Raw genomic sequence first — 21,713 nt, 5'->3', positions numbered from 1 at the left:
TATCCCGCACATATTTAAAAGATAGCATGACAAATTATTTACTTTACTTCACTATAACTAATAGTCTTTTTTTGACAATCAATTGTGACATTATAACTTTTGTCCTTTTTTGTGCCCCGGACAATAAGTGGAACCTGCAAAACGCTTGTATCACCAATAATATCATTGACATTTACCCATGCAATCGGTTTTGCAGTGCCTAATTGCTTTCTGTCTTTATCCCAGTGATGAATACGATTTTGTAAAAAATCTTGCTTAACCTGTGCCGCTACTTGATCTTTGGTTAAATTTTTACAAGAAATAAACTTCGCCACACGTTCATTCTCAGCAGCTGTTGCAGTGAACGAAACAGAAAACAGAACACCTGCACTCAATAAACCAATACGACGAATAAATTGATTTGCCTTCATTATTACCTCCTATTACCATCCAAATAATATGGATTAAAAGTTTCGGTAAATTAACATGTAGTAGAAAGTAATTATGTGATTTTTGTTAAAAATGCGTTGCGACTATTTTTCATCATCCTCAAATACAACATGGATCTGCTCATTATCTTGATACTTTTCACGTAATTTCTGAGCTACGATGGCAATAGCTTCCCCGCTGCTCATCCCTTCTGAAATGAGCTGATGGATCCTTTCTACAGCAACTTGCTGCTCTTCATGGGATAATGCTGGCATATCTGAAAACATAACTATAACCTCAAACAAAACATAACGATTAATGGCAAATGGCGATTATAGCCTTTTTTATCCCAAGTCAGGAGTAAGATTCTATGATAATCTCCGCGGGTTAATATGTTATTTCTTGTGAATTTGCCAAATACCAACACTGATTCCGTCATGAAAATTGCATTACAAAAACGACAATTACCTTATTCTCCTGATCTTGCTATTCACTATTTTGCTCCCCTTTCTGTATTACCTTGGGCCATGCTGCTACATTCTGGAACGGCGGAACATCCACATAATCGATTTGATATTCTCGTCGCCGAACCTATGACAACACTTGTCACCCAAAGGGAATCGACCGAAATTAATCATCATGGTAAGGTTTCTCTTTCTCAGGAAGATCCCTTCCTGCTATTAAAAAACCATCTTCGTACCTATGATATTAACGCTCAGTTTGATCCTGACCTCCCTTTTCAAGGAGGAGCATTAGGAATATGGGGATACGATCTTGGGCGCCGCATCGAAAAATTACCCGAATTAGCCGTCAATGAACTGAATTTTCCCGATATGGCCATAGGTATCTACAATTGGGGTTTGATTATTGATCATCAGCTACAGAGAGCAACATTACTGAGCTACCACAATATTGACGAACGGCTGACATGGTTAGAGTCTCTGCGGGAAAATAGAAAAGAAGACTTTACTCTGACAAGTCAATGGCAATCCAACATGGCAGCACAGCAATACCAAGAAAAAATTGCTCAAATCCATCGCTATCTACGAGATGGAGATTGCTATCAAGTCAATTTATCACAGCGGTTCCATGCCAATTATAAGGGAGATGAATGGCAAGCATTTATCCAGCTCAATAAAAGTAACCGTGCCCCCTTCTCTGCCTTTATCCGTTTACCTAAGCACTGCGTTATTAGTGTTTCACCTGAACGCTTTATTCTTCTGGAAGACAATCATATTCAGACCCGCCCAATAAAAGGAACATTGCCACGATTGGAAGATCCCGCAGAAGATCAGCTGCAAGCAGGGAAATTAGCCCATTCACGAAAAGATCGCGCTGAAAACCTGATGATTGTTGACCTACTGAGAAATGACATTGGGCGGGTTGCGGCACCAGGCTCTGTCAAAGTACCTGAGTTATTTGTTGTTGAGCCTTTTCCGGCCGTACACCATCTGGTCAGCACCATAACAGCAGTTTTGCCTGATATCTATCATGCTACTGACTTACTCCGTGCTTGTTTTCCTGGTGGTTCAATTACTGGTGCCCCTAAAATTCGAGCCATGGAAATCATTGAAGAGTTAGAACCGCATCGCAGACATGGATATTGCGGTGCTATTGGCTATATTAGTTTCTGCGGTACAATGGACAGCAATATTACCATCCGTACCTTACTGACAGAAAAAAGAAAAATTTATTGTTGGGCTGGTGGTGGTATAGTTGCAGACAGCATCGCTGAAAAAGAATATCAGGAAACATTTGATAAACTCGGACGAATCTTACCTCAATTAGGGAAACTCTATATACCATGATATCGATTTCTGACTTCATCCATCGGTTTCAATTACAACTTCCTACACACCCAGCACATTTACCGAGCAACCAACGGAATGCCGCAGTGTTATTGCCGATTATATGTAAGCCAGAACCAACGTTGTTATTCACCCAACGTTCTGCAAATCTTCGCTCTCACGCAGGACAAATTGCTTTTCCAGGCGGAACAGCAGATCCTGAAGACTCTTCCCTTATTGCCACCGCCTTGCGTGAAGCAGAAGAAGAAGTTAGTTTACCGCAAGATAAAGTTCAAATATTGGGGCAATTAGCCCCTTTAGATAGTATTGGAGGTTATTGTGTCACTCCAGTAATCGGACTAATTTCCGAGCCCATTTCTTTTCAGATAAACCCCGTAGAAGTAGCAAACATTTTTGAAATTCCACTGTTTGATGCGCTTTCCCTTCCTCATTATCGGTACCTGGATATAAAACGCCGTAACCGACAGCACCGAGTCTATTTTTATTGGCACCAAAAGCATATGATTTGGGGATTAACTGCCGCCATTATTTATCGCTTAGCACTACAAGTTCAAAAAACACCCTGAATTGGACACAAAATGCCATAAAACTGTGCATTACTTATCCATAATCATATCAATTGCTATTATAATTAAAAAAAAACTGTAAACTCCTTTATCAACACTACTAAATAACAGTAAAGTAGCGCGCTTTAATATATATAACTATATCTCTTTCTTCTTAAAGGAGTCTGGCGTGATTAGCGTTTTCGACATGTTTAAGGTGGGTATTGGCCCATCCAGCTCTCATACTGTTGGTCCTATGAAAGCAGGCAAACAATTTGTCGATGATCTTGTAAACTTGGGGGTAATGTCCTCTATCACGCGTGTAGCTGTTGATGTATACGGCTCACTTTCATTAACCGGGAAAGGTCACCATACGGATATCGCTATCATCATGGGTCTGGCGGGGAATATGCCAGCAACCGTTGATATTGATTCAATTCCAGGTTTTATTTGTGATGTTGAGCGAACTCAACGTTTGCCACTGGCAAACGGTTTACAGGAAGTCGATTTTCCTCGCGATGGCGGTATGAACTTCCGTAGCGATAACCTATCACTGCACGAAAACGGCATGCAAATTCATGCGTTTGCTGGTGATAAAAAAATCTACAGCAAAACCTACTACTCCATCGGTGGTGGTTTCATTGTTGATGAAGAACACTTTAGCAAGCCATCCCAAGATACCAGACCTGTTTCTTACCCATACAGTTCCGCGGCAGAGCTGCTGATGAACTGTAGCAAAACAGGTTTGTCCGTTTCTGGCTTGATGATGAAAAATGAATTGGATTTACACAGCAAAGAAGAAATCGCTGAGTATTTCGCGGATGTATGGGCAACCATGCAAGCCTGTATCGATCGTGGCCTGAACACAGAAGGGGTTTTACCAGGCCCATTGCGTGTTCCTCGCCGCGCAGCGGCATTACACCGTATGCTGACATCATCGAACAAATTGTCTAATGACCCAATGAATGTTGTTGATTTAATCAACATGTATGCATTGGCTGTCAATGAAGAAAATGCCGCTGGTGGCCGTGTTGTTACAGCACCAACCAATGGCGCATGTGGGATAGTCCCTGCTGTTTTAGCCTATTACAACCACTGTATTGAGCCAGTAACACCGGAATTGTATACCCGCTATTTCCTGGCTTCTGGTGCAGTCGGTATCTTATATAAGATGAATGCCTCTATTTCTGGCGCTGAAGTTGGCTGTCAGGGTGAAGTTGGTGTTGCTTGCTCTATGGCAGCAGCCGGCATTGCAGAATTACTTGGAGCCAGCCCTGAGCAGGTTTGCATCGCAGCAGAAATTGGCATGGAACATAACCTTGGCCTGACTTGTGACCCTGTTGCAGGCCAAGTGCAAGTTCCTTGTATTGAGCGTAATGCTATTGCGTCAGTCAAGGCAATCAATGCTGCACGTATGGCACTGCGCCGTACCAGTGAACCACGTGTTTCACTCGATAAAGTCATTGAAACTATGTATGAAACGGGTAAAGATATGAACGCGAAATACCGTGAAACTTCACGCGGTGGCTTGGCAATAAAAGTTCAGTGTGACTAATATAAGATATCACTCATTCATCCTGTAATGAGTGATATTGTTACCTATCTTTGCTACATCTACAGTCTATCTAAAATAATATCTCTGCTATTTAGTAGGGATATTTTTTTGGCTGAAACGAATTACTAAAGTACATTATTTTCCATTTTATGATAAAAACATCACAATTTTTTTATCATAAAATTAATAAAATGTTACCAGAAACAGATAAAAATACCTTTATATTGAAAATATACGACATTAAAAAATAAAATTTACGATTAATTGGAATAAAATATTTTTTTAACCTATCAAAACAGTCTATCTTAATTTTTCTGACTGATAGCAATTTTCTTTAAACCTTCAAATGATAATCTAGCGACATATTTTCTTATGTAACGAAATATAAAACCATGCGAAATGAAATTTTGAGATAGATTTTCGATACAGTTTCATATTTACAACTATCCTATTCATTAATAGGAGATTCAATGTATTAGAAATATTGAGTATGTGTTTGCAGTAGGTCTGAATTCAATTGTTAAAGAAAGGGGAAAACAAGTGAGTATAGCCATTATGATTGGCACACACGGGGCTGCGGCTGAACAGCTGCTTCATACCACAGAGATGTTGATAGGAGAGCAAGGAAATGTTTCTTATATCGACTTTGTGCCCGGTGAAAATGCTGATACATTATTCGATAAATACAATAAAAAGCTGGAATCGCTTGATACAGAACAAGGAGTTCTGTTTTTCGTCGATACCTGGGGGGGCAGCCCGTTCAATGCCGCAAACCGTATCGTTGTTGATAAAGACAACTACGAAATCATAACCGGTGTAAACATTCCGATGCTTGTTGAAGCTTTCATGTGTCGTGACGATGATCCATCCATGGAAGAGCTGGTTTCTGTTGCATTGGAAGCTGGGAAAGAAGGCATTCGAGCCCTTAAAACAGAGCAAGCCGAAGAGCCAGCAAAATCAGAACCTGTCAAACCAACCATTGTACCTGCCTCAGCACCTGCTGTTTCAACAGCCACGATTTCAGCAACTACTGTGTCATCAACTACTACTGTGTCACCAACTACTGCTGCGGGCGGTCATATGAAGATTGCTCTCGCCCGTATTGATGATCGCCTTATTCACGGTCAAGTTGCCACTCGCTGGACTAAAGAAACTAATGTCAAGCGTATCATTGTGGTTAGTGATGAAGTTGCTCAAGATACTGTTCGTTCGACCTTGTTGAAACAAGTCGCACCTCCCGGTGTCAGCGCCCACGTCATAGACGTTGCCAAATGCGTCCGGGTTTACAACAACCCAAAATATGCTGGTGAACGTGTCATGCTGCTATTCACCAATCCAACAGATGTCCTGCGTATTGTAGAAGGTGGCGTAAATATCGAATCCATAAACATTGGTGGTATGGCTTTCCGTCAAGGAAAAAACCAGATCAATAATGCAATTTCCGTTGACGGGACAGACATTGAAGCCTTTGAAAAACTGAACTCTCGTGGCATAGAACTTGAAGCCCGCAAAGTTGCCAGTGATACCCGTTTAAACATGATGGATCTGCTGAAAAAAGCTTAAAAATAAAAACAGATGTCATTTTGATAACCATTACTCAATAACAAAATTCTTACCAAATTACATTTGGTTACAGGAGAAAAACAATGGAAATTACCGTTGTTCAACTTGTGTTGATATTCATCATTGCTTGTATCGCAGGCATGGGATCAATTCTTGATGAATTTCAATTTCACCGTCCATTGGTTGCTTGTACATTAGTCGGCTTAGTGCTTGGCGATATAAAAACAGGCATCATCATCGGCGGTACACTGGAAATGATTGCTCTTGGCTGGATGAATATCGGTGCAGCAGTCGCTCCCGATGCAGCATTGGCCTCCATAATTTCAACTATTCTGGTTATCGCGGGCGGACAAAATGTGGGTGCAGGTATCGCACTGGCTATTCCTCTGGCAGCAGCAGGCCAAGTTCTGACTATCATTGTCCGTACTCTGACTGTTGGCTTCCAACACGCTGCAGATAAAGCAGCGGAAAATGGCAATCTGCGGGCAATAAGCGTCATCCACATTTCAGCATTAGTACTTCAGGCCATGCGTATCGCCCTACCTTCACTGGCTGTAACATTGTCCGTAGGAACATCTGGCGTCCAAGATATGCTGCATTCCATTCCGGAAGTTGTCACCACTGGCCTCAATATCGCTGGTGGAATGATTGTTGTTGTTGGTTACGCAATGGTAATTAACATGATGCGTGCGGGTTATCTAATGCCATTCTTCTACTTAGGTTTCGTAGCCGCTGTATATATACAAAACCTCGTTATACTTGGTATCGCTGGTGCTGTTCTGGCGATCTTGTATATCCAGCTTAACCCTAAATACAATCAATCACAGGTAGCCGCGTCTGCTGGTAATACTCCGAATGACCTTGATAACGAATTAGATTAAGAGGATGAACAACATGTCAGAGGCAACAAACATGGGTCAGAAAAAACTGACACAAAGCGATATCCGTGGCGTCTTCCTTCGCTCTAGTCTATTTCAGGGTTCATGGAACTTTGAACGTATGCAAGCACTGGGATTTTGCTTCTCAATGGTCCCCGCCATTCGCCGCCTATATCCCGAAAATACGGAAGAACGAAGACTGGCTATTAAACGTCATTTAGAATTCTTTAATACTCATCCTTATGTGGCAGCACCTATTCTTGGTGTCACTATGGCGATGGAAGAACAGCGTGCTAATGGTGCCGATATTGATGACAGTGCTATTAACGGGATCAAAGTTGGCTTGATGGGACCATTGGCTGGTGTTGGTGACCCCATTTTCTGGGGCACTGTTCGCCCTGTTTTTGCTGCACTTGGTGCAGGTATTGCAATGAGTGGTAGTTTATTGGGACCACTACTGTTCTTCTGTTTATTTAACTTAGTACGTTTGCTGACCCGTTATTACGGCGTCGCCTATGGCTATAAAAAAGGAATGGATATCGTCAAAGATATGGGTGGTGGTTTCCTGCAAAAAATGACAGAAGGAGCATCAATTTTAGGTCTGTTTGTGATGGGGGCCTTAGTTAATAGTTGGACTAAAATCAATATCCCTCTTGTTATTTCCAAAGTACCTGATCCAACGACAGGTGAGATTAATATAACAACTGTTCAAATCATTCTGGATAAATTACTGCCTGGTATTGCCCCACTACTACTGACATTTGGCTGTATGTGGCTATTAAGGAAAAAAGTAAACCCTTTATGGATCATCATAGGTTTCTTTGTTATAGGCATTATAGGTTACTATTTTGGTTTTCTGGGCTTGGTCAAATAATCTGATTAGCAGATATTATTAATTAAAAACATTAGGGAGGAAAAAATCCCTCCCTAATTTATTAAAAATTTGTATTTTTGATTATAAAATCAGAGGATAAAATGGGCTTGAATGATATCATCTTGATAGTTTTGATTGTGTTAATGCTCGCTTTTGCGATTTATGATGAATTTGTCATCAATCAGCTCAAAGGCAAGACGTTGTTAAACATAAAACTTAAAAGAAAACATCGGATTGACGCCTTAATCTTCATCATTTTGATTACCATTATTATTTATAATAATGTTATGTCGCACGGCAACCAATTCACGACTTATTTGTTATCATTTATCATACTGGTGACACTATATTTAGGTTATATTCGCTCACCAAAACTAATTTTTAAAAAATACGGCTTTTATCATATCAACCGCTTTTTTTCTTATGAAAGTATTAAAGAAATGAATTTATCTGAAGATGGCATTCTCATGATGGATTTAGAGCAAAACAAAATATATATTTTCGTAACAAAACTAGATGACTTAGAAAAAATTTATCAATTCCTTGTCAACAACAAATAACTTTACTTATTTTAACGCCAAGAGATTAAATAAGATCAATGTAATTTATTGATCTTATTTACTTCCTAAAACAAACCCCATAACGATAATAATTATCATTTGCATATTTGAAATATAGCAAAATATTTTTTGCCTTTTATTCTGAATATGATATTGTCCGCTGCAGTCATTGGGGAGTAGCCTGTTCCAGAAAATCTCTGGAAAATTTGTATCAACATACTCGTTTAAAATAAAACGTGGTACGAATACCCAAATAACCTAATAAAATCTAGGTTTTTATGCTCTATAAATTTCAAGTTTCAGCTAACAAAGTAGAAACTTGGAAAATGACGAGTATAAATCGGTTGGCAAGACCATAGACACATAACAGCACCATTGGTTGGGGGGTGTGTTGTGTGTATATGGAATCACCCAACCGAGGTTATTTTGATGAATCTCTATGCAACACTTATTCTCGCACTCGCCCTTTCCATGGATGCTTTTGCCGCTGCCGTAGGAAAAGGAGCCGCCCTTCACCGACCTCATTTTTTCGAAGCTATCCGCACAGGCATCATCTTTGGTTTGGTTGAAACCTGTACTCCTTTAATTGGTTGGTCATTGGGCCTGTATGCCAGCCAATACATTATGGAATGGGATCATTGGATTGCCTTTTCATTACTGTTAATTCTTGGCTGCCGAATGATAATTGACAGTTTCAAGCATGAACCTGAAACATATACCAAAGCCCCTCAACGTCATAGTTCAGTGACATTAATTCTCACTGCTATTGCAACCAGTCTGGACGCGATGGCAATTGGTGTCGGCCTTGCCTTCCTGCAAGTTGATATTCTACACACAGCCATGACAATTGGCCTCATGACTATGATTATGGCTACCATAGGCATGTTAATTGGTCGCTATATTGGTCCGCTACTAGGTAAAAAAGCCGAATTAGTTGGAGGATTAGTGTTAATTGCCATTGGCTTCAATATATTATTCGAGCATCTTAAATTATTTATGTACGCAGAATAAGCTATTATTTCCAATAATCTGGAGTAATATATGCTTTCGTCTTTCTAGTCGCAGCTTTGTTGGCTAAAAATTAAAACCCATTGGGTATAGTACGAACATAATTACGCCAGATCTACAGTCTAATAAAAGTGACAGTAATCTTCTTAATATCAAATACGCCGATATACTTTCAACGTAAAATCGGCTTCACAATTAAACTGTTCTTTCGAGATCAAATGAGTTTTAACTTCTTCTGACGCCCGCCAAGCAAAAGGAGTCATCTGCAATAAATTATGAGCTTGATCACTATCCAATGACATTGCATAAGCCAATGTTTCAGTTGAAATTAATTCAAATTCATCCCAGTGTTCATCATTTTCAGGATGTAAATGCACTTCCTGATAAATTAATTCCTTCAATTGGTACAAATGACGAGGGCCTGGCGTCACCGTCAGAACGATACCATCAGTTTTCACTACTCGAGCCAATTCTGCCGCCTTACAGGGAGCGTAAATACGTAAAATACTATCCAGTGAGCTATCTGCAAATGGCAACCGATGGCTGGATGCTACGCAGAAATTAACCTCAGGATAACGTTTAGCACCATAACGGACAGCAACTTTCGCCACATCCAATCCATATACCACCAAATCTCGATGAATATTCAACTTCTCCTGAACCGCGGCTGTGTAATAACCTTCTCCACAACCAATATCCAATAAAGATTCAGCGCATTCTGGTAAATATTCGTTAAGTAACTCAATAGTTTTTTGTTGCAGCGCCTGATAATGGCTAGAATGCAAAAATGCCCTTCTCGCTTGCATCATCTCTACACTATCCCCCGGCTCTTTTGAACGTTTATGCTGAACGGGCAGCAAATTGACGTACCCTTCTTTTGCACAATCAAACTGATGATTGTTTCCGCAACGCCATTGATGGTTAGCAAACAGTAATGGTAAGTGGCATAAAGGACATTGATAAGACATAACATTCCGGTGGATAGGAAAAATCGGGGAAGTACTATACCATGTTTTTAAAATCCAAATCTTGCATCCTATTATTTTACTAAGGTGAAAAAATTGAATTGACTATTTTTAACGCTAAATTTATTGTTTTTCATTACCATTAAATAACATTTTATTTATAAGACGAGGGCAAGATGCCACTCGATGATCTGGAGACCAAGCGGCTTTTGTTAAAAAAACTGGCTTATGGCGATGCTATTCAAATTCAGCCAAAATTTCCTCACTGGGATATAGTCAAATACTTAGATAGCCGTGCAGTCTCTTGGCCTTATCCCGCCGATGGGGCAGAATATTTTGTCAAAAAAGTGGCTTTTCCTGCAATTCAATCAGGAAAAGCATGGATATGGTCTATCAGAGTAAAAAATCACCCTGATGAGCTAATCGGTATGATCGGGTTATATGATAAACCAGATAATAACAGAGGTTTCTGGCTGTCTCTGGAATACCAGGGTCAAGGATTGATGGGCGAAGCCTGTGAAAAAGTGACTGATTATTGGTTTCACATACTGGAACAACCCGTTCTCAGAACACAAAAAGCCAGTATTAATCAAGGCTCGAAAAAAATCTCATTGGCACAAGGGGCCAGCCTAATAAAAATAGAAGAAAAAGAATATGTTTCAGGAAAATATGACTGTGAATTTTGGGAAATAACCAAAGACGAATGGTGTAATAGAAATAGACAATAAGCCCATACTAAATTTGCATATTTCCCTCCATCCATTGGATATAGGCTCATAACTCCTGTTCTTTCTGCCGAGGAAACTGGGCTTGCAGGAATGGAAGTAATAATAATCCTATCATTACAGCACAAGCAGAAATGGTAATAAACAATCCCGTCCAATGGTAATGTTCTAAAATAACAGCAAAAGGATAACCAGCAAGTGCAGCGCCTGTATAGGCAAAAAGACCAACAAATCCCGTGGCTGCTCCCGCAGAATCTTTATGGGAACACTCTGCAGCAGCCATCCCAATCAGTAATTGGGGACCAAAAACGAAAAAGCCAATGGTAAAAAATCCAATTGACTGAAAAATCAAATTTGTCATAGGCATTAACCATAAGGCTGCCACTGATAAGAAAATACCCGTCGCAAATATCAAGTTCATCGGCCCACGATTGCCGCCAAATACTTTATCAGATCCCCATCCCGCAACCAGTGACCCCATAAATCCACCGACTTCAAAAAGTGATAATACCGCATTTGCACTCACTAAATCATAATGATGATATTCTGTCAGATAGACATTTCCCCAATCGTTAATAACAGTACGAACGAGATATACCAGAACGTAACTAAATGAAAGCAGCCAAATATACTTATTGCAAAAAACGTAAGTTTTCAGGATTTCTCTGGTAGTTAGCCCCTGCCCTTGATTTTCATGCACTTTTTCCAAATGATCATTACGAAATTGACCAATAGTCGGTAACCCCATTGTGGTAGGCTTGTCACGTAATCGCCAACATAAAAATACTCCGGCCAAAATACCTAAACAGCCCGGCACAATAAACCCTTCTCGCCAGCTAAAATGTAACGTCAAGAAACTGACAAATAATGCAATCAATGCACTACCTACATGATGTGAAGTATTCCATAGAGACCACCAAAAACCACGCTCTGAGCGAGAATACCAACTGGTAAGTAATTTAGTACATGACGGAGAACCCCATCCCTGAAACCACGCATTTAAAATCTACAGAAAGGCAAACATCACAATTGAACTGGACAAACCAAAAAAGATATTAATAATCCCCGTGGCAATTAATCCTATTCCCATAAAATAACGCGGATTGGAGCGGTCAGAAATAATGCCGGAAAGGAATTTAGAGCAACCATATGTGATATAAAACAGCGTGCCAATAAGACCAATCTCCGCTTTTTCAAGGCCGAGATCAGTTATCATGGCAGGCACTGCATAGTTAAAATTTTTACGGGTAAAGTAAAATAATGCATATCCTGCATAAAGGTTCAACATAATATGCAAGCGCCAGTAACGATACTGTTCTCCGATTTCTCCATCAGATAAATACTTGTCATTTAATGGCTTGGATTGCGAAGAAACTGTCATGTTTCTACCTTAAAATTTAGGCAAAATAATAGACAAATTCGTTCCCGAAGATGTCGAATCACCTTGTCGTTTTTCACCGTGAATAGAGAATTTTCCACCGAGAGCCTGCACACGTTCTCGCATACCGCGTAAACCAAATCCTTTCATATGATCTTCGGCTATACAGCCAATACCATTATCTTGAATCAATAAATGGATCATATCTTTGACAGAAAAATGCAGTTCAATACGATCCGCTTGAGAATATTTCATGGCATTATTCAACGCTTCCTGACAAAGGCGATATAACGTAATTTTGGTTGTATCACTTAGTTGCTCAATTGCCATAACTGAATCTGTCGTCCAATGAATTTTTACTGATATGCCATGAGATTCAAATTTCATATCCCGCAATAATTGTTCTATAGCTTCTTTCAAACCGAGATCATCAAGAATTTTAGGCCGCAGCCGACTCAGCAATCCTTTAGTCGTATCATAAATATTGAGGGATAATGACTCGATCGTTTTAGCACAATTAACACTAATCGGTGCCACTTCTACCCGCCGGATAATATTGGCTTGTGTACGAATAGCCGTAATATTCTGACCAATTTCATCATGCAATTCACGTGCAATCTCCCGCCTCACCGATTCTTCCGCTTTCACCAATTGACGGGACAGACTGTGATTACAATGGAGTTGACGCTTTAACTGTGCATTGAGATCACGCTGACGCTGCACAGCCATACCCAACATAATCCCAGTAACCGTTTGAACCAACAGCGATAACAAAAGATCTGTGATCTCCATATTTGATACACCACTGCGCGCAGCAATCAATGCAATACTGTTCAGCAAAGTACCGACTACAGCACCTTGCCAGCCATAACGAAAAGCCAATAAGATAATTGGAATGACCAGACAAAATGGAGCAAAATAACGCAACTCATTCGGGAGGTTAACCTGAAGAAAAATATTCAGTATAAATAATAAAATATAAAGAAAAACATGTTTCAGATGAAACTGAATTCGATGTGATACAAGATTAGCAGTCAAAGGCAGCCAAATATTTTGGAATAGGTAGTGCCATACTAAATAACACAAAGGAACCAGCATGACACCGCCAGTTAAACTCACCAAGAATGCAATACTCAAAGCAGAATGATGATTGCTTATCGCCAAAACATTAATAATGGAAGTTACTAGAATTACACCTGCCATAACTGCAAATCGCTGCCATTGACTTTGATTGCCACAATAATAATAGCAGGCAAACCAAACAAGAGGGAAACTGGCTATGCTGGCCGTTAATACAGTAAACCATTGCGGTTGACCCATTAAAAGCGCCAAACAAATAGTAAGTTTCCATTCTGCACCGTAAATAGTCATCCAATAACGTTTAGGAGTATGAAGTGCAATACCGAGACGTAAGGCAAAAGGAAAAAATAAGATAGCTAATTCAGAATCATTAACAAAATAGTACGCGATGACCCATAAGCAAAACCACCAACAAGAAAACAATAACCAGCCGCAAAATGAATTGATCAGATATCGATTAAATATAAAGAAAGATTTCCCAGATAACACGCTAACTCCCTGCCATTCCTTGCTATTATGCTGAATCCTTTGGATTTCTATTTTTGCTAATTTTCGTGCATTTAAGGGTATTTTAGGCTATTTGGGGATTATCAGCACCCCATTAATATAGGGACCTGAATAGGAGAGTATCAAAGATGGCCTACTATAACATAGAAAAGCGCCCACGCGCAGACGGCATCCCCCGTTATCGTTGCACCGTTGGCGTTAAATCTGGTGGTAAATATATTTACAGAGAGAACCGCACATTCGGAAAACAGTCCCACGCCAAAAACATGGGCCACTACTCGTTTCAGGCAGGGTTCCCAAGCATACCAAAGCCAGAGTTGATTTTTTGTTCCCCACAAATGACCCTTGCTCATCTATTTCACAGATAAGCTGAATGTTATTTCCATTAAGGGGCAGTGTCGTTACGTTTCGGGGCGTGAGGTTTTTAACGTTTTCATAACGGTGGCTGTGGCGACTTTCAGGACTCGAGCGGTGTCACGAATTCCCCCGTTATTCATTGCCATGTCAACAATCTGCTCTTTCATGCTGGGTTTGCAGGCTTGGTAGGTGTATTCCAACTGAAAAACCTTACAGCAGGTATAGCAGCGATAACGAGGATTCCCGCCATTCCCTTTTCCATGTCCTTTGACATGTTCTGATTTATGACAATAACGGCAATAGACGTCAACTTTGGCCATGCTTCCCCCTTAAAAAGCTGGGAGCATATCACAACAACTAACCATTTAATACATGACCCAAAAGCATCAGAATACTAAATTAACGCCTTGGCGTCATGACCCAATATGCAGCATCAGATAATTGCAAGAAAGATCACGTTTAATTAATATTTTATTAAAAAATTTGTGATCACTTCGCTTTTTCCTTTCATTTTCTTCGACATTTCATGGATGACTATTATCATTTATTAATACAAAATTAATCAAATAATGATAATAAACAAAAAATAAGGCCGTTTAATAATCAATACTCAACGCGCATTTTTTGCATCGGAGAAATAATTATGTTCAGCATCATCGGGATTATACTTTCGTTACTCATGATGATGTATTTCGCCTACAAAGGCGTAAGTGTACTGCTACTTGCACCCATACTGGCGTTGTTCGCTGTATTGTTAAGCGGTGAGATATCACAACTATTTGGTTTTTATACACAGATATTTATGAGTGGCTTGGGTGATTACGTGGTGAAATATTTTCCACTGTTTCTACTCGGTGCTGTATTTGGCAAATTAATGGAAGATTCTGGTTCCGCACAGTCTATCGCTTATTCTTTAGTGCAAAAATTGAACGGAAATAACGCCTTACTTGCAGTTGTAATTACTTGCAGCATTCTCACGTATGGTGGCGTTTCTCTTTTCGTCGTTGGCTTTGCCGTTTTTCCTATTGCAGCCGCTATTTTCCATACTGCCAATATTCCTAAGAGGTTGATCCCCGGTGCCATTTCATTAGGTTCATTAAGTTTCACCATGACCGCTCTCCCCGGAACACCAGCAATTCAAAATATGATCCCAATGCCCTTTTTCGGTACTAATGCATTTGCCGCGCCCGGCTTGGGGCTTATTGGCTCTGTTGTGATGTTTACTGTTGGTTATGGATGGTTAATGTATCGGGTACGCAAAGCTAAAATAGCAGGCGAAAGCTATGGGGAAAACTATCATACACAAGAAAAAGATACTGAAGAGCATTTCCCCGCTTTATGGAAAGCATTATTGCCCATTATTCTAGTCGTTGTTTGCAATTATATTTTTAGCAAACTGATCCCCTTGATGAATACCGAATATTTATCGGAGGCTAAATACGGAAAAACAAAACTCAATAACGTCTTGGGATTATGGGCAATTATCGGGGCGTTAGTTATTTCCTGTCTGAGCATAATAATGCTTAATTGGTCACGCTGGAAAAACCTAAAAGAGACACTGAACAAAGGCACTATGGGTTCTTTACTTCCCATTTTTAATACTGCCTCAGAGGTGGGTTATGGTGCTGTGATCGCTTCTTTAGCGGCATTTTCAGCAATAAGCCATTTTCTGCTTAACATCTCAGCCAGTAATGTGTTGATTTCAGAATCCATCGTGATCAGCATGTTGGTAGGATCAACGGGATCAGCTTCTGGCGGTCTGAGTATCGCACTCAGTATGATGGGGCAATATTTTTTACAACTGGCTGAAGCATCAGGGATTCACCCCGAATTACTCCATCGTGTCGCTGCAATGGCTTCAGGTGGATTGGATACTTTACCCCACAACGGAGCAGTAATTTCATTACTGGCGATCTGCGGATTAACTCATAAAAGTTCTTATTTCGATATTTTCATGGTCACCGTATTAGCCGGGTTACTGGGACTCGTTGTAGTCATTATTCTCGGTTCGTTACTCGGCTCATTTTGATAAACGCGTATTTCATTTAAATAAGGATCTCTATATGTCCCCTATCGTGTTGCCCCGTATTATGGAAGTCGGTGGCGGGACTATCATTCGTCTTCCACAGGTTCTGCAAAGTATTGGCAGTAAAAAAGTCCTGATTGTGACAGACAAAGTGATGGTTCAGCTCGGTTATCTCGATAAACTGCAATCTATTCTGCAAGGTGCGGGCATTGAAAGTGATGTCTATGCTGACACTGTACCAGAGCCAACGGCTGCCTCTATTCAGGCAGGCATCAAGAAAGTGAAAAGTGATCGGTTTGATGCTGTTATTGCACTTGGTGGCGGAAGCCCGATTGACAGCGCAAAAGCTATCGCCGTGATGGGCCAATTTGGCGGCACTGTCAACGAATACCGTTTCCCTCGCCAATTCAATGAACAAGGGCTTCCTATCATAGCCATTCCCACGACTGCGGGAACAGGATCAGAATGTACTCGCGTCACAATCATTACTGATGAAAAAACCGATGAAAAATTACTTTGTATGGGGACGGGATTCATGCCGATTGCCGCTATTATCGATTATGAACTGACAATCAGCGTTCCGGCACGGACTACAGCAGATACGGGTATTGATGCGATGACTCACGCCATCGAAGCTTTTGTCAGCCGCAAAGCAAACTCCTATTCAGACAGTCAGGCTATTGCCGCCATGAAACTTATCGGGCCCAACTTACGCAAGGTATATCACGATGGCAAGAATAAAGCTGCCCGTGAGGCCATGATATTGGGTTCAACTCTCGCAGGTATTGCATTCTCTAACTCATCTGTTGCACTAGTACACGGTATGAGCCGCCCTATCGGCGCTTTCTTCCATGTTCCACATGGATTATCCAACGCCATGTTGCTTCCCGCCGTCACCCGTTTTTCTTTAGATGCAGCCAAAGAACGCTATGCCGAATGTGCACGCACACTAACCTTTGCAAAATCAACAGACAGTGACAGTGTAGCCTGTGAAAAACTACTAACGACTTTGACCGATTTAAACAAAGAACTTTCCGTGCCAACACCAGAACAATTTGGCATCGACATAATGCGCTTTTTTGAGGTTGTAGAAACAATGGCAAAGCAAGCGGAAGCATCCGGATCACCGGGTAATAATCCACGGATCCCAACCATTGCAGAAATGATAACCATTTATAAGCAATTGTGGATTTACTGACTGATTTACTGGAGAAAATGGCATGAGTATCGTAGGACATTTTATTAACGGCAAGGTTACTGATACCCACTCACGTTTACAGGATGTTTATAATCCTGCAACTGGCAAAGCCATCCGTCAGGTAGCCATTGCCCCTAAGGCTGTCTCTGAAGAAGCCGTGGCGGTAGCACAAGCAGCATTCCCTGAATGGCGTGATACTCCGCCAATAAAGCGGGCACGTATTATGTTCCGTTATAAGCAACTGCTTGAAGAGCATGCCGATGAAATTTGCCGCTTGATTGGTCAGGAACATGGCAAAATTGTGCATGATGCAGCAGGTGAGCTCCAACGTGGTATCGAAAACGTTGAGTATGCCTGTGGAGCACCTGAAATCTTGAAGGGCGAATTTAGTAAAAATATAGGGCCGGGAATCAACGCCTGGAGCGACTTCCAGCCGTTGGGTGTTGTTGCAGGGATTACCCCATTTAACTTCCCGGCAATGGTTCCTCTGTGGATGTACCCTCTCGCATTGGTTTGCGGTAATACATTTGTACTGAAACCATCAGAACGCGATCCAAGTGCTACCTTATATATTGGCCAATTATTAAAAAAAGCAGGGCTACCCGATGGGGTATTTAATGTTGTCAATGGTGATAAAGAAGTCGTGGATACACTGCTGACTGACAAACGGGTAAAAGCCGTCAGTTTTGTGGGGTCAACTCCTGTCGCACAATATGTCTACACGACGGCTACAGCCAACGGCAAACGTTGCCAGGCACTTGGCGGAGCTAAAAATCACGCCATCGTGATGCCAGACGCCGATATGGAGAATGTGGTAACTTCACTTCTGGGGGCTGCATTGGGTTCATCAGGTGAACGTTGTATGGCGCTGTCTGTCGCGGTTGCAATCGGTGATGAATTCGCTGATCAATTGGTCACTAAGCTGCAAGAACGCATGAAATCCCTGACTATAGGGGTTCATAGTGATAAGAATAATGATTTTGGTCCTGTCATTACCCGTGAACATCAGCAAAGAATATGCAGTTATATTACAAGTGCGGAACAGCAAGGTGCCAAAATTTTGGTTGATGGCCGTAACATGCAAGTTCCTGGTTATGAAAATGGCTTCTTTATCGGTGCCACATTGATTGATCATGTGACTACAGCCATGGATAGCTACAAAGCAGAAATTTTTGGCCCCGTTTTACAAGTTGTTCGCGTTAAAACCATGCAGGAAGGGATGGAAATTATCGATGAACACGAATATGGCAACGGCACTTGTATCTACACGCGTGATGGAGAGGCAGCCAACTATTTTACCGATCGCATTCAGGTCGGTATGGTTGGGATCAATATCCCGCTGCCTGTACCTGTTTCTTATCACAGCTTTGGTGGCTGGAAAAATTCACTATTTGGTGATCTCCACGCCTATGGTCCTGATGGTGTACGGTTCTATACTCGCCGCAAAACTATCACACAACGCTGGCCATCTGCTAACCTGCGTGAAGGTGTAGCGTTCTCAATGCCAACAATGGAGTAATCATAGTTTGCTCCACAATGCTCTGTTAATTCAGGGCATTTTTCCCCTACCTCGTTCTATTTTGTTTTTTACTCAGTCAGTCATATTGGAGTACATCAGCATTGATTCATTTCAAAGTTAATGTCAACATGCATATTATTTCTTTGCAATGGATAAACAGAGCGTTGAATAATCATCGTGATAAAAGCTCCGCTGCGTCGCGAGTGCTGAAAATTATCGAACATATTTCACACTCAGATGCCCCTTTATCGCCATCAGATATTGCACGTGATTTAGCGATCCCCCAGCCCACAGTGCATCGCTTGTTAGCCCAACTTAAACAAGAGGGGTATCTACAAATGAGTCTGGGGGGCCTTTGGGAACCGGGTAATCGGTTATTCTGTATTTCACAAGGAATTTGGAACAGCCCCCGTTTTAAGTCTGGCAGGACGATGATATTAAAAACACTCGCTAATGAAGTAAATGAAACCTGTGGTATCTCTGTCCCTAACGGTTTGGAAATGCTCTACTACGAGCGTGTTCAAACCAATTGGCCCCTACAGATTAACCTGCCAGAAGGTAGTCAAACCCCCCTGTGGTGTACAGCTAGCGGTAAGCTTTATCTGGCCAACCTGCCTATGGCAAAACGTGAAAGCCTGCTTAAGGCACTTCCCATCCATAAAATGACTCGCAATACAATTACCGATCTTTTCGATCTAAATTATGAATTAGACAAAATAGTGCAAACGCAGCTCAGTATTGATAATGAAGAGTTCATTGATGGTATGGTTGCCTGTTCCGTTCCCGTTAAAGATCAAAAAAATCGATTGATTGCTTGTATTTATATTCACGCTCCTTCTATCCGTACTTCATTAAAATCTTTATTGCAGTTTGTTACTCCTATGCGTCAGGCGGCACAAGCGCTCAGTCAACTTGAACGTTGTTAATTGTTATTAGCAGAATTTTACATGACCTCGTTTGCGTCACTCAAAAAGAAGTAATGTTGAGTAAGACATTAATGTTTAGGCAAAGAGACTGGCGAATATAAGATCTAGCGGGCATTTTTTAAAAAAATAAATAAATGCCTTGGGAAATTATTAAATGGTAAGTGATATTGGCGCTCTTAGACTCAGGGCAGTCCGGGGTGATTTGTTCAAGGGTCATCAGGGACATTCCATTTATTGCCAGCTGAGCAAAACTGGGATTAGTTCCGTTACCGGAATTCCGGTATCGAATGAATATCAAATGGTTAGGATTGCAAAACAAAAAAGGCCGCGCCATGCGCAGCCTTCTGTATCATTTAATAAACTTTAAATCGTCTTTCCTGTGTCGCTTTTGTTCCTGATAGAAATTTTCATGAGAACCAAAATTCAACAGGTATAGCTCTATCTTTTCTTCAACCCAGTGATAACCAAGCAATGTTAGCTGATTATTTAATTGAAACTTGTGAACACGAAGAAAACTCAAATTGCCTCTTTTCTGCTCACCAATTTCAGGGTTGTCGATAACTTTTTCTATTTCATCTTCCACGATAGCAAGAAGATTTTCAGGTAACTTAGATAATACCTTAGAGAAACGCCTTGTTTCATAAACATCAATCTTGGGACTTTTTTGTCCTTCTGACATAACGCGACACCTTACCATTATCAACTTCGCTTTTCGCCAGTAAGACATCAAGGATAAAAGAGTATGGCAAATCCGGGTTATCTTCGGCAATGCGGCCTATTTTCGCCCAATGTTCTATCTGCTTTGGCACACTCCTGCTTGATGCTTCTGCGTGAATTTTTACCTCATTCACAAAGTCATCATCTAAACGGATACTAATAGCCATTTGCGTGCTCTCTCTCGGGATTTGTATTACATGCGGTCAGACGCATACGCCTTCGGAGGCGCACTTATAATATGCAATATTTTATCGAGTTATGCAATCTTCTGTCGCCTTAAATAAATGCTATGTCAGCCATTAGTCAGATGGTAACTATTGTCTGAGAAAGGGGATATGGGCTTCACAATACCGCCATCCAGACGGTAGCCTGAGTGGACGCACCTTAAACAGGTCTTAATGCCTCTCAAAGAGAAGCTGGAATTACAGTAGTGAGAAATATTTACCGCTCAGAAGAGCAGCATTAAATTTCCTCACCCGCTCTTCCTGTTCTTCAGTACGAGTTGGATATTTAGAAGTGTTCATATTTATCACACCATTCAAATTCGTCTTTCATGAATGTTCTCTTTTTCGCTGAAAACCAGATTAACATATTGATTTATCTTGCATGTAGGGTGCTATTCGACCCCGATCAAATTGAGTTGTAAATTCAAAGATTTCACTAACCGTATAATTTTTAAAAATCAATTTTATTTATATTTTATTAATGTGTTATCCGAAATAAATCGGTTTTGGTTTTAATTCCGTTTAGTTGAATATTTATATAATTCCTCATATTACACCAGAGTTATTCTAATTCTGTTGTCAGAATACTTTAAAACCAACTTACTTATATTGAAGATATTCATATGAAACGACTTGCAAAGGTTTTATTTAGCTTTGTATTGGTGTCACTTCCTTTTTCTGGGCAACAGCCCATTGTTGGCAGAATTACGAAGGGACATAGAGCCAGGAAAATGGTATAAAGTTTATAAAGATGGATTAGTACTAGAGCCGTAATTGGTCTGTAAGCACAGGATTAGCACGACGACGATAATGACATTGCTATCACCTTATCACAATTTTGATGCAACATGGAATGATAGAGTAACTCCGGCAGGAGTGGCGAAAATAATTA

The 21,713-nt window shown here is 40.7% G+C and carries 19 protein-coding genes, 3 pseudogenes and 1 riboswitch; of the genes and pseudogenes, 14 read left to right on the top strand and 8 right to left on the bottom strand.

Going from position 1 to position 21,713, the window contains the following annotated elements; genetic code table 11:
* Nucleotides 1–38: 38 nt before the first annotated feature.
* Nucleotides 39–410: a protein YebF gene (yebF, locus tag BM135_RS02310; protein WP_092517412.1), complete on the bottom strand. Its 372-nt coding sequence runs from the start codon at nt 408–410 to the stop codon at nt 39–41.
* A gap of 102 nt (nt 411–512) precedes the next feature.
* Nucleotides 513–695, bottom strand: coding sequence for a YoaH family protein (locus tag BM135_RS02305; RefSeq protein WP_092517411.1), 183 nt, complete (start codon nt 693–695; stop codon nt 513–515).
* Nucleotides 696–845: 150 nt separating this feature from the next.
* Between BM135_RS02305 and pabB the strand changes: the two genes are divergently transcribed.
* The 8 genes from pabB (at nt 846) to mntP (ending at nt 9,202) form a co-directional block, all read left to right on the top strand.
* Nucleotides 846–2,216, top strand: a complete 1,371-nt coding sequence (gene pabB, locus BM135_RS02300) for an aminodeoxychorismate synthase component 1 (protein WP_092517521.1) — start codon at nt 846–848, stop codon at nt 2,214–2,216.
* A complete protein-coding gene (locus tag BM135_RS02295) occupies nt 2,213–2,782 on the top strand; it encodes a CoA pyrophosphatase (protein WP_092517410.1) in 570 nt (189 codons plus the stop codon). Before pabB ends, BM135_RS02295 begins: the two co-directional genes overlap by 4 nt.
* 169 nt (nt 2,783–2,951) lie before the next feature.
* On the top strand, nt 2,952–4,316 hold the full coding sequence (locus BM135_RS02290) for an L-serine ammonia-lyase (RefSeq protein ID WP_092517409.1): 1,365 nt from the start codon (nt 2,952–2,954) through the stop codon (nt 4,314–4,316).
* 540 nt (nt 4,317–4,856) lie between these two features.
* Nucleotides 4,857–5,879 carry a PTS mannose transporter subunit IIAB gene (manX, locus tag BM135_RS02285; protein ID WP_092517519.1) on the top strand — a complete coding sequence of 341 codons (1,023 nt, stop codon included), beginning with the start codon at nt 4,857–4,859 and terminating at the stop codon, nt 5,877–5,879.
* An 83-nt stretch (nt 5,880–5,962) separates the two neighbouring features.
* Nucleotides 5,963–6,760, top strand: a complete 798-nt coding sequence (locus BM135_RS02280) for a PTS mannose/fructose/sorbose transporter subunit IIC (protein WP_092517407.1) — start codon at nt 5,963–5,965, stop codon at nt 6,758–6,760.
* A 13-nt stretch (nt 6,761–6,773) separates the two neighbouring features.
* On the top strand, nt 6,774–7,631 hold the full coding sequence (locus BM135_RS02275; RefSeq protein ID WP_092517404.1) for a PTS mannose transporter subunit IID: 858 nt from the start codon (nt 6,774–6,776) through the stop codon (nt 7,629–7,631).
* Nucleotides 7,632–7,732: 101 nt separating this feature from the next.
* On the top strand, nt 7,733–8,191 hold the full coding sequence (locus tag BM135_RS02270) for a DUF986 family protein (protein WP_092517402.1): 459 nt from the start codon (nt 7,733–7,735) through the stop codon (nt 8,189–8,191).
* Between the two features lie 157 nt (nt 8,192–8,348).
* A riboswitch (yybP-ykoY riboswitch) is annotated at nt 8,349–8,466 on the top strand.
* Nucleotides 8,467–8,620: 154 nt separating this feature from the next.
* Entirely contained in the window at nt 8,621–9,202 is a 582-nt protein-coding gene (mntP, locus tag BM135_RS02265) for a manganese efflux pump MntP (RefSeq protein WP_139204068.1), read from the top strand.
* Nucleotides 9,203–9,351: 149 nt separating this feature from the next.
* On the opposite strand, the gene rlmA is transcribed toward mntP, so the two are convergent.
* Complete coding sequence (gene rlmA, locus BM135_RS02260) at nt 9,352–10,167, bottom strand: 23S rRNA (guanine(745)-N(1))-methyltransferase (protein ID WP_092517398.1); 816 nt, start codon at nt 10,165–10,167, stop codon at nt 9,352–9,354.
* Between the two features lie 173 nt (nt 10,168–10,340).
* Between rlmA and BM135_RS02255 the strand changes: the two genes are divergently transcribed.
* Nucleotides 10,341–10,892: a GNAT family N-acetyltransferase gene (locus tag BM135_RS02255; RefSeq protein WP_092517397.1), complete on the top strand. Its 552-nt coding sequence runs from the start codon at nt 10,341–10,343 to the stop codon at nt 10,890–10,892.
* A gap of 46 nt (nt 10,893–10,938) precedes the next feature.
* On the opposite strand, the pseudogene uhpC reads toward BM135_RS02255, so the two are convergent.
* Nucleotides 10,939–12,270: pseudogene (gene uhpC / locus BM135_RS02250) on the bottom strand (MFS transporter family glucose-6-phosphate receptor UhpC).
* A 9-nt stretch (nt 12,271–12,279) separates the two neighbouring features.
* Complete coding sequence (gene uhpB, locus BM135_RS02245; RefSeq protein ID WP_245737270.1) at nt 12,280–13,836, bottom strand: signal transduction histidine-protein kinase/phosphatase UhpB; 1,557 nt, start codon at nt 13,834–13,836, stop codon at nt 12,280–12,282.
* A 146-nt stretch (nt 13,837–13,982) separates the two neighbouring features.
* On the opposite strand from uhpB, the pseudogene BM135_RS17275 reads away from it, so the two are divergent.
* Nucleotides 13,983–14,126 (top strand): annotated as a pseudogene (locus BM135_RS17275) (site-specific integrase); the annotation flags it as partial.
* On the opposite strand, the pseudogene BM135_RS02235 reads toward BM135_RS17275, so the two are convergent.
* A pseudogene (locus tag BM135_RS02235) lies at nt 14,112–14,531 on the bottom strand (IS1 family transposase); the annotation flags it as partial. The pseudogenes BM135_RS17275 and BM135_RS02235 sit on opposite strands and share 15 nt — an antisense overlap.
* 323 nt (nt 14,532–14,854) lie before the next feature.
* Between BM135_RS02235 and BM135_RS02230 the strand changes: the two are divergent.
* The 4 genes from BM135_RS02230 (at nt 14,855) to BM135_RS02215 (ending at nt 19,880) form a co-directional block, all read left to right on the top strand.
* Nucleotides 14,855–16,240: a GntP family permease gene (locus BM135_RS02230; RefSeq protein ID WP_092517390.1), complete on the top strand. Its 1,386-nt coding sequence runs from the start codon at nt 14,855–14,857 to the stop codon at nt 16,238–16,240.
* A gap of 34 nt (nt 16,241–16,274) precedes the next feature.
* Nucleotides 16,275–17,435, top strand: coding sequence for an iron-containing alcohol dehydrogenase (locus BM135_RS02225; protein ID WP_092517388.1), 1,161 nt, complete (start codon nt 16,275–16,277; stop codon nt 17,433–17,435).
* A gap of 22 nt (nt 17,436–17,457) precedes the next feature.
* Complete coding sequence (locus BM135_RS02220; RefSeq protein ID WP_092517386.1) at nt 17,458–18,954, top strand: CoA-acylating methylmalonate-semialdehyde dehydrogenase; 1,497 nt, start codon at nt 17,458–17,460, stop codon at nt 18,952–18,954.
* A 128-nt stretch (nt 18,955–19,082) separates the two neighbouring features.
* On the top strand, nt 19,083–19,880 hold the full coding sequence (locus BM135_RS02215) for an IclR family transcriptional regulator (protein ID WP_175485905.1): 798 nt from the start codon (nt 19,083–19,085) through the stop codon (nt 19,878–19,880).
* Between the two features lie 349 nt (nt 19,881–20,229).
* On the opposite strand, the gene BM135_RS02205 is transcribed toward BM135_RS02215, so the two are convergent.
* Both BM135_RS02205 and BM135_RS02200 read right to left on the bottom strand, forming a co-directional pair.
* Nucleotides 20,230–20,559, bottom strand: a complete 330-nt coding sequence (locus BM135_RS02205) for a type II toxin-antitoxin system RelE/ParE family toxin (RefSeq protein WP_092517382.1) — start codon at nt 20,557–20,559, stop codon at nt 20,230–20,232.
* Nucleotides 20,528–20,764, bottom strand: a complete 237-nt coding sequence (locus BM135_RS02200) for a TA system antitoxin ParD family protein (protein WP_092517380.1) — start codon at nt 20,762–20,764, stop codon at nt 20,528–20,530. The genes BM135_RS02205 and BM135_RS02200 overlap by 32 nt, the downstream gene beginning before the upstream one ends.
* Nucleotides 20,765–21,713: the final 949 nt, after the last annotated feature.

This window comes from Xenorhabdus japonica (assembly GCF_900115195.1).
Lineage (GTDB): Bacteria > Pseudomonadota > Gammaproteobacteria > Enterobacterales > Enterobacteriaceae > Xenorhabdus > Xenorhabdus japonica.
The sequence above is the reverse complement of the archived record's forward strand: the minus strand, read 5'-3'. Positions and strand labels throughout refer to the sequence as shown.

Excerpts from the sequence above, each read along its gene's own strand:
- yebF (WP_092517412.1), bottom strand. The coding sequence starts at position 410 with ATGAAGGCAAATCAATTTATTCGTCGTATTGGTTTATTGAGTGCAGGT.
- BM135_RS02305 (WP_092517411.1), bottom strand. The coding sequence starts at position 695 with ATGTTTTCAGATATGCCAGCATTATCCCATGAAGAGCAGCAAGTTGCT.
- pabB (WP_092517521.1), top strand. The coding sequence starts at position 846 with ATGAAAATTGCATTACAAAAACGACAATTACCTTATTCTCCTGATCTT.
- BM135_RS02295 (WP_092517410.1), top strand. The coding sequence starts at position 2,213 with ATGATATCGATTTCTGACTTCATCCATCGGTTTCAATTACAACTTCCT.
- BM135_RS02280 (WP_092517407.1), top strand. The coding sequence starts at position 5,963 with ATGGAAATTACCGTTGTTCAACTTGTGTTGATATTCATCATTGCTTGT.
- BM135_RS02275 (WP_092517404.1), top strand. The coding sequence starts at position 6,774 with ATGTCAGAGGCAACAAACATGGGTCAGAAAAAACTGACACAAAGCGAT.
- BM135_RS02270 (WP_092517402.1), top strand. The coding sequence starts at position 7,733 with ATGGGCTTGAATGATATCATCTTGATAGTTTTGATTGTGTTAATGCTC.
- mntP (WP_139204068.1), top strand. The coding sequence starts at position 8,621 with ATGAATCTCTATGCAACACTTATTCTCGCACTCGCCCTTTCCATGGAT.
- rlmA (WP_092517398.1), bottom strand. The coding sequence starts at position 10,167 with ATGTCTTATCAATGTCCTTTATGCCACTTACCATTACTGTTTGCTAAC.
- BM135_RS02255 (WP_092517397.1), top strand. The coding sequence starts at position 10,341 with ATGCCACTCGATGATCTGGAGACCAAGCGGCTTTTGTTAAAAAAACTG.
- BM135_RS02230 (WP_092517390.1), top strand. The coding sequence starts at position 14,855 with ATGTTCAGCATCATCGGGATTATACTTTCGTTACTCATGATGATGTAT.
- BM135_RS02225 (WP_092517388.1), top strand. The coding sequence starts at position 16,275 with ATGTCCCCTATCGTGTTGCCCCGTATTATGGAAGTCGGTGGCGGGACT.
- BM135_RS02220 (WP_092517386.1), top strand. The coding sequence starts at position 17,458 with ATGAGTATCGTAGGACATTTTATTAACGGCAAGGTTACTGATACCCAC.
- BM135_RS02215 (WP_175485905.1), top strand. The coding sequence starts at position 19,083 with ATGCATATTATTTCTTTGCAATGGATAAACAGAGCGTTGAATAATCAT.
- BM135_RS02205 (WP_092517382.1), bottom strand. The coding sequence starts at position 20,559 with ATGTCAGAAGGACAAAAAAGTCCCAAGATTGATGTTTATGAAACAAGG.
- BM135_RS02200 (WP_092517380.1), bottom strand. The coding sequence starts at position 20,764 with ATGGCTATTAGTATCCGTTTAGATGATGACTTTGTGAATGAGGTAAAA.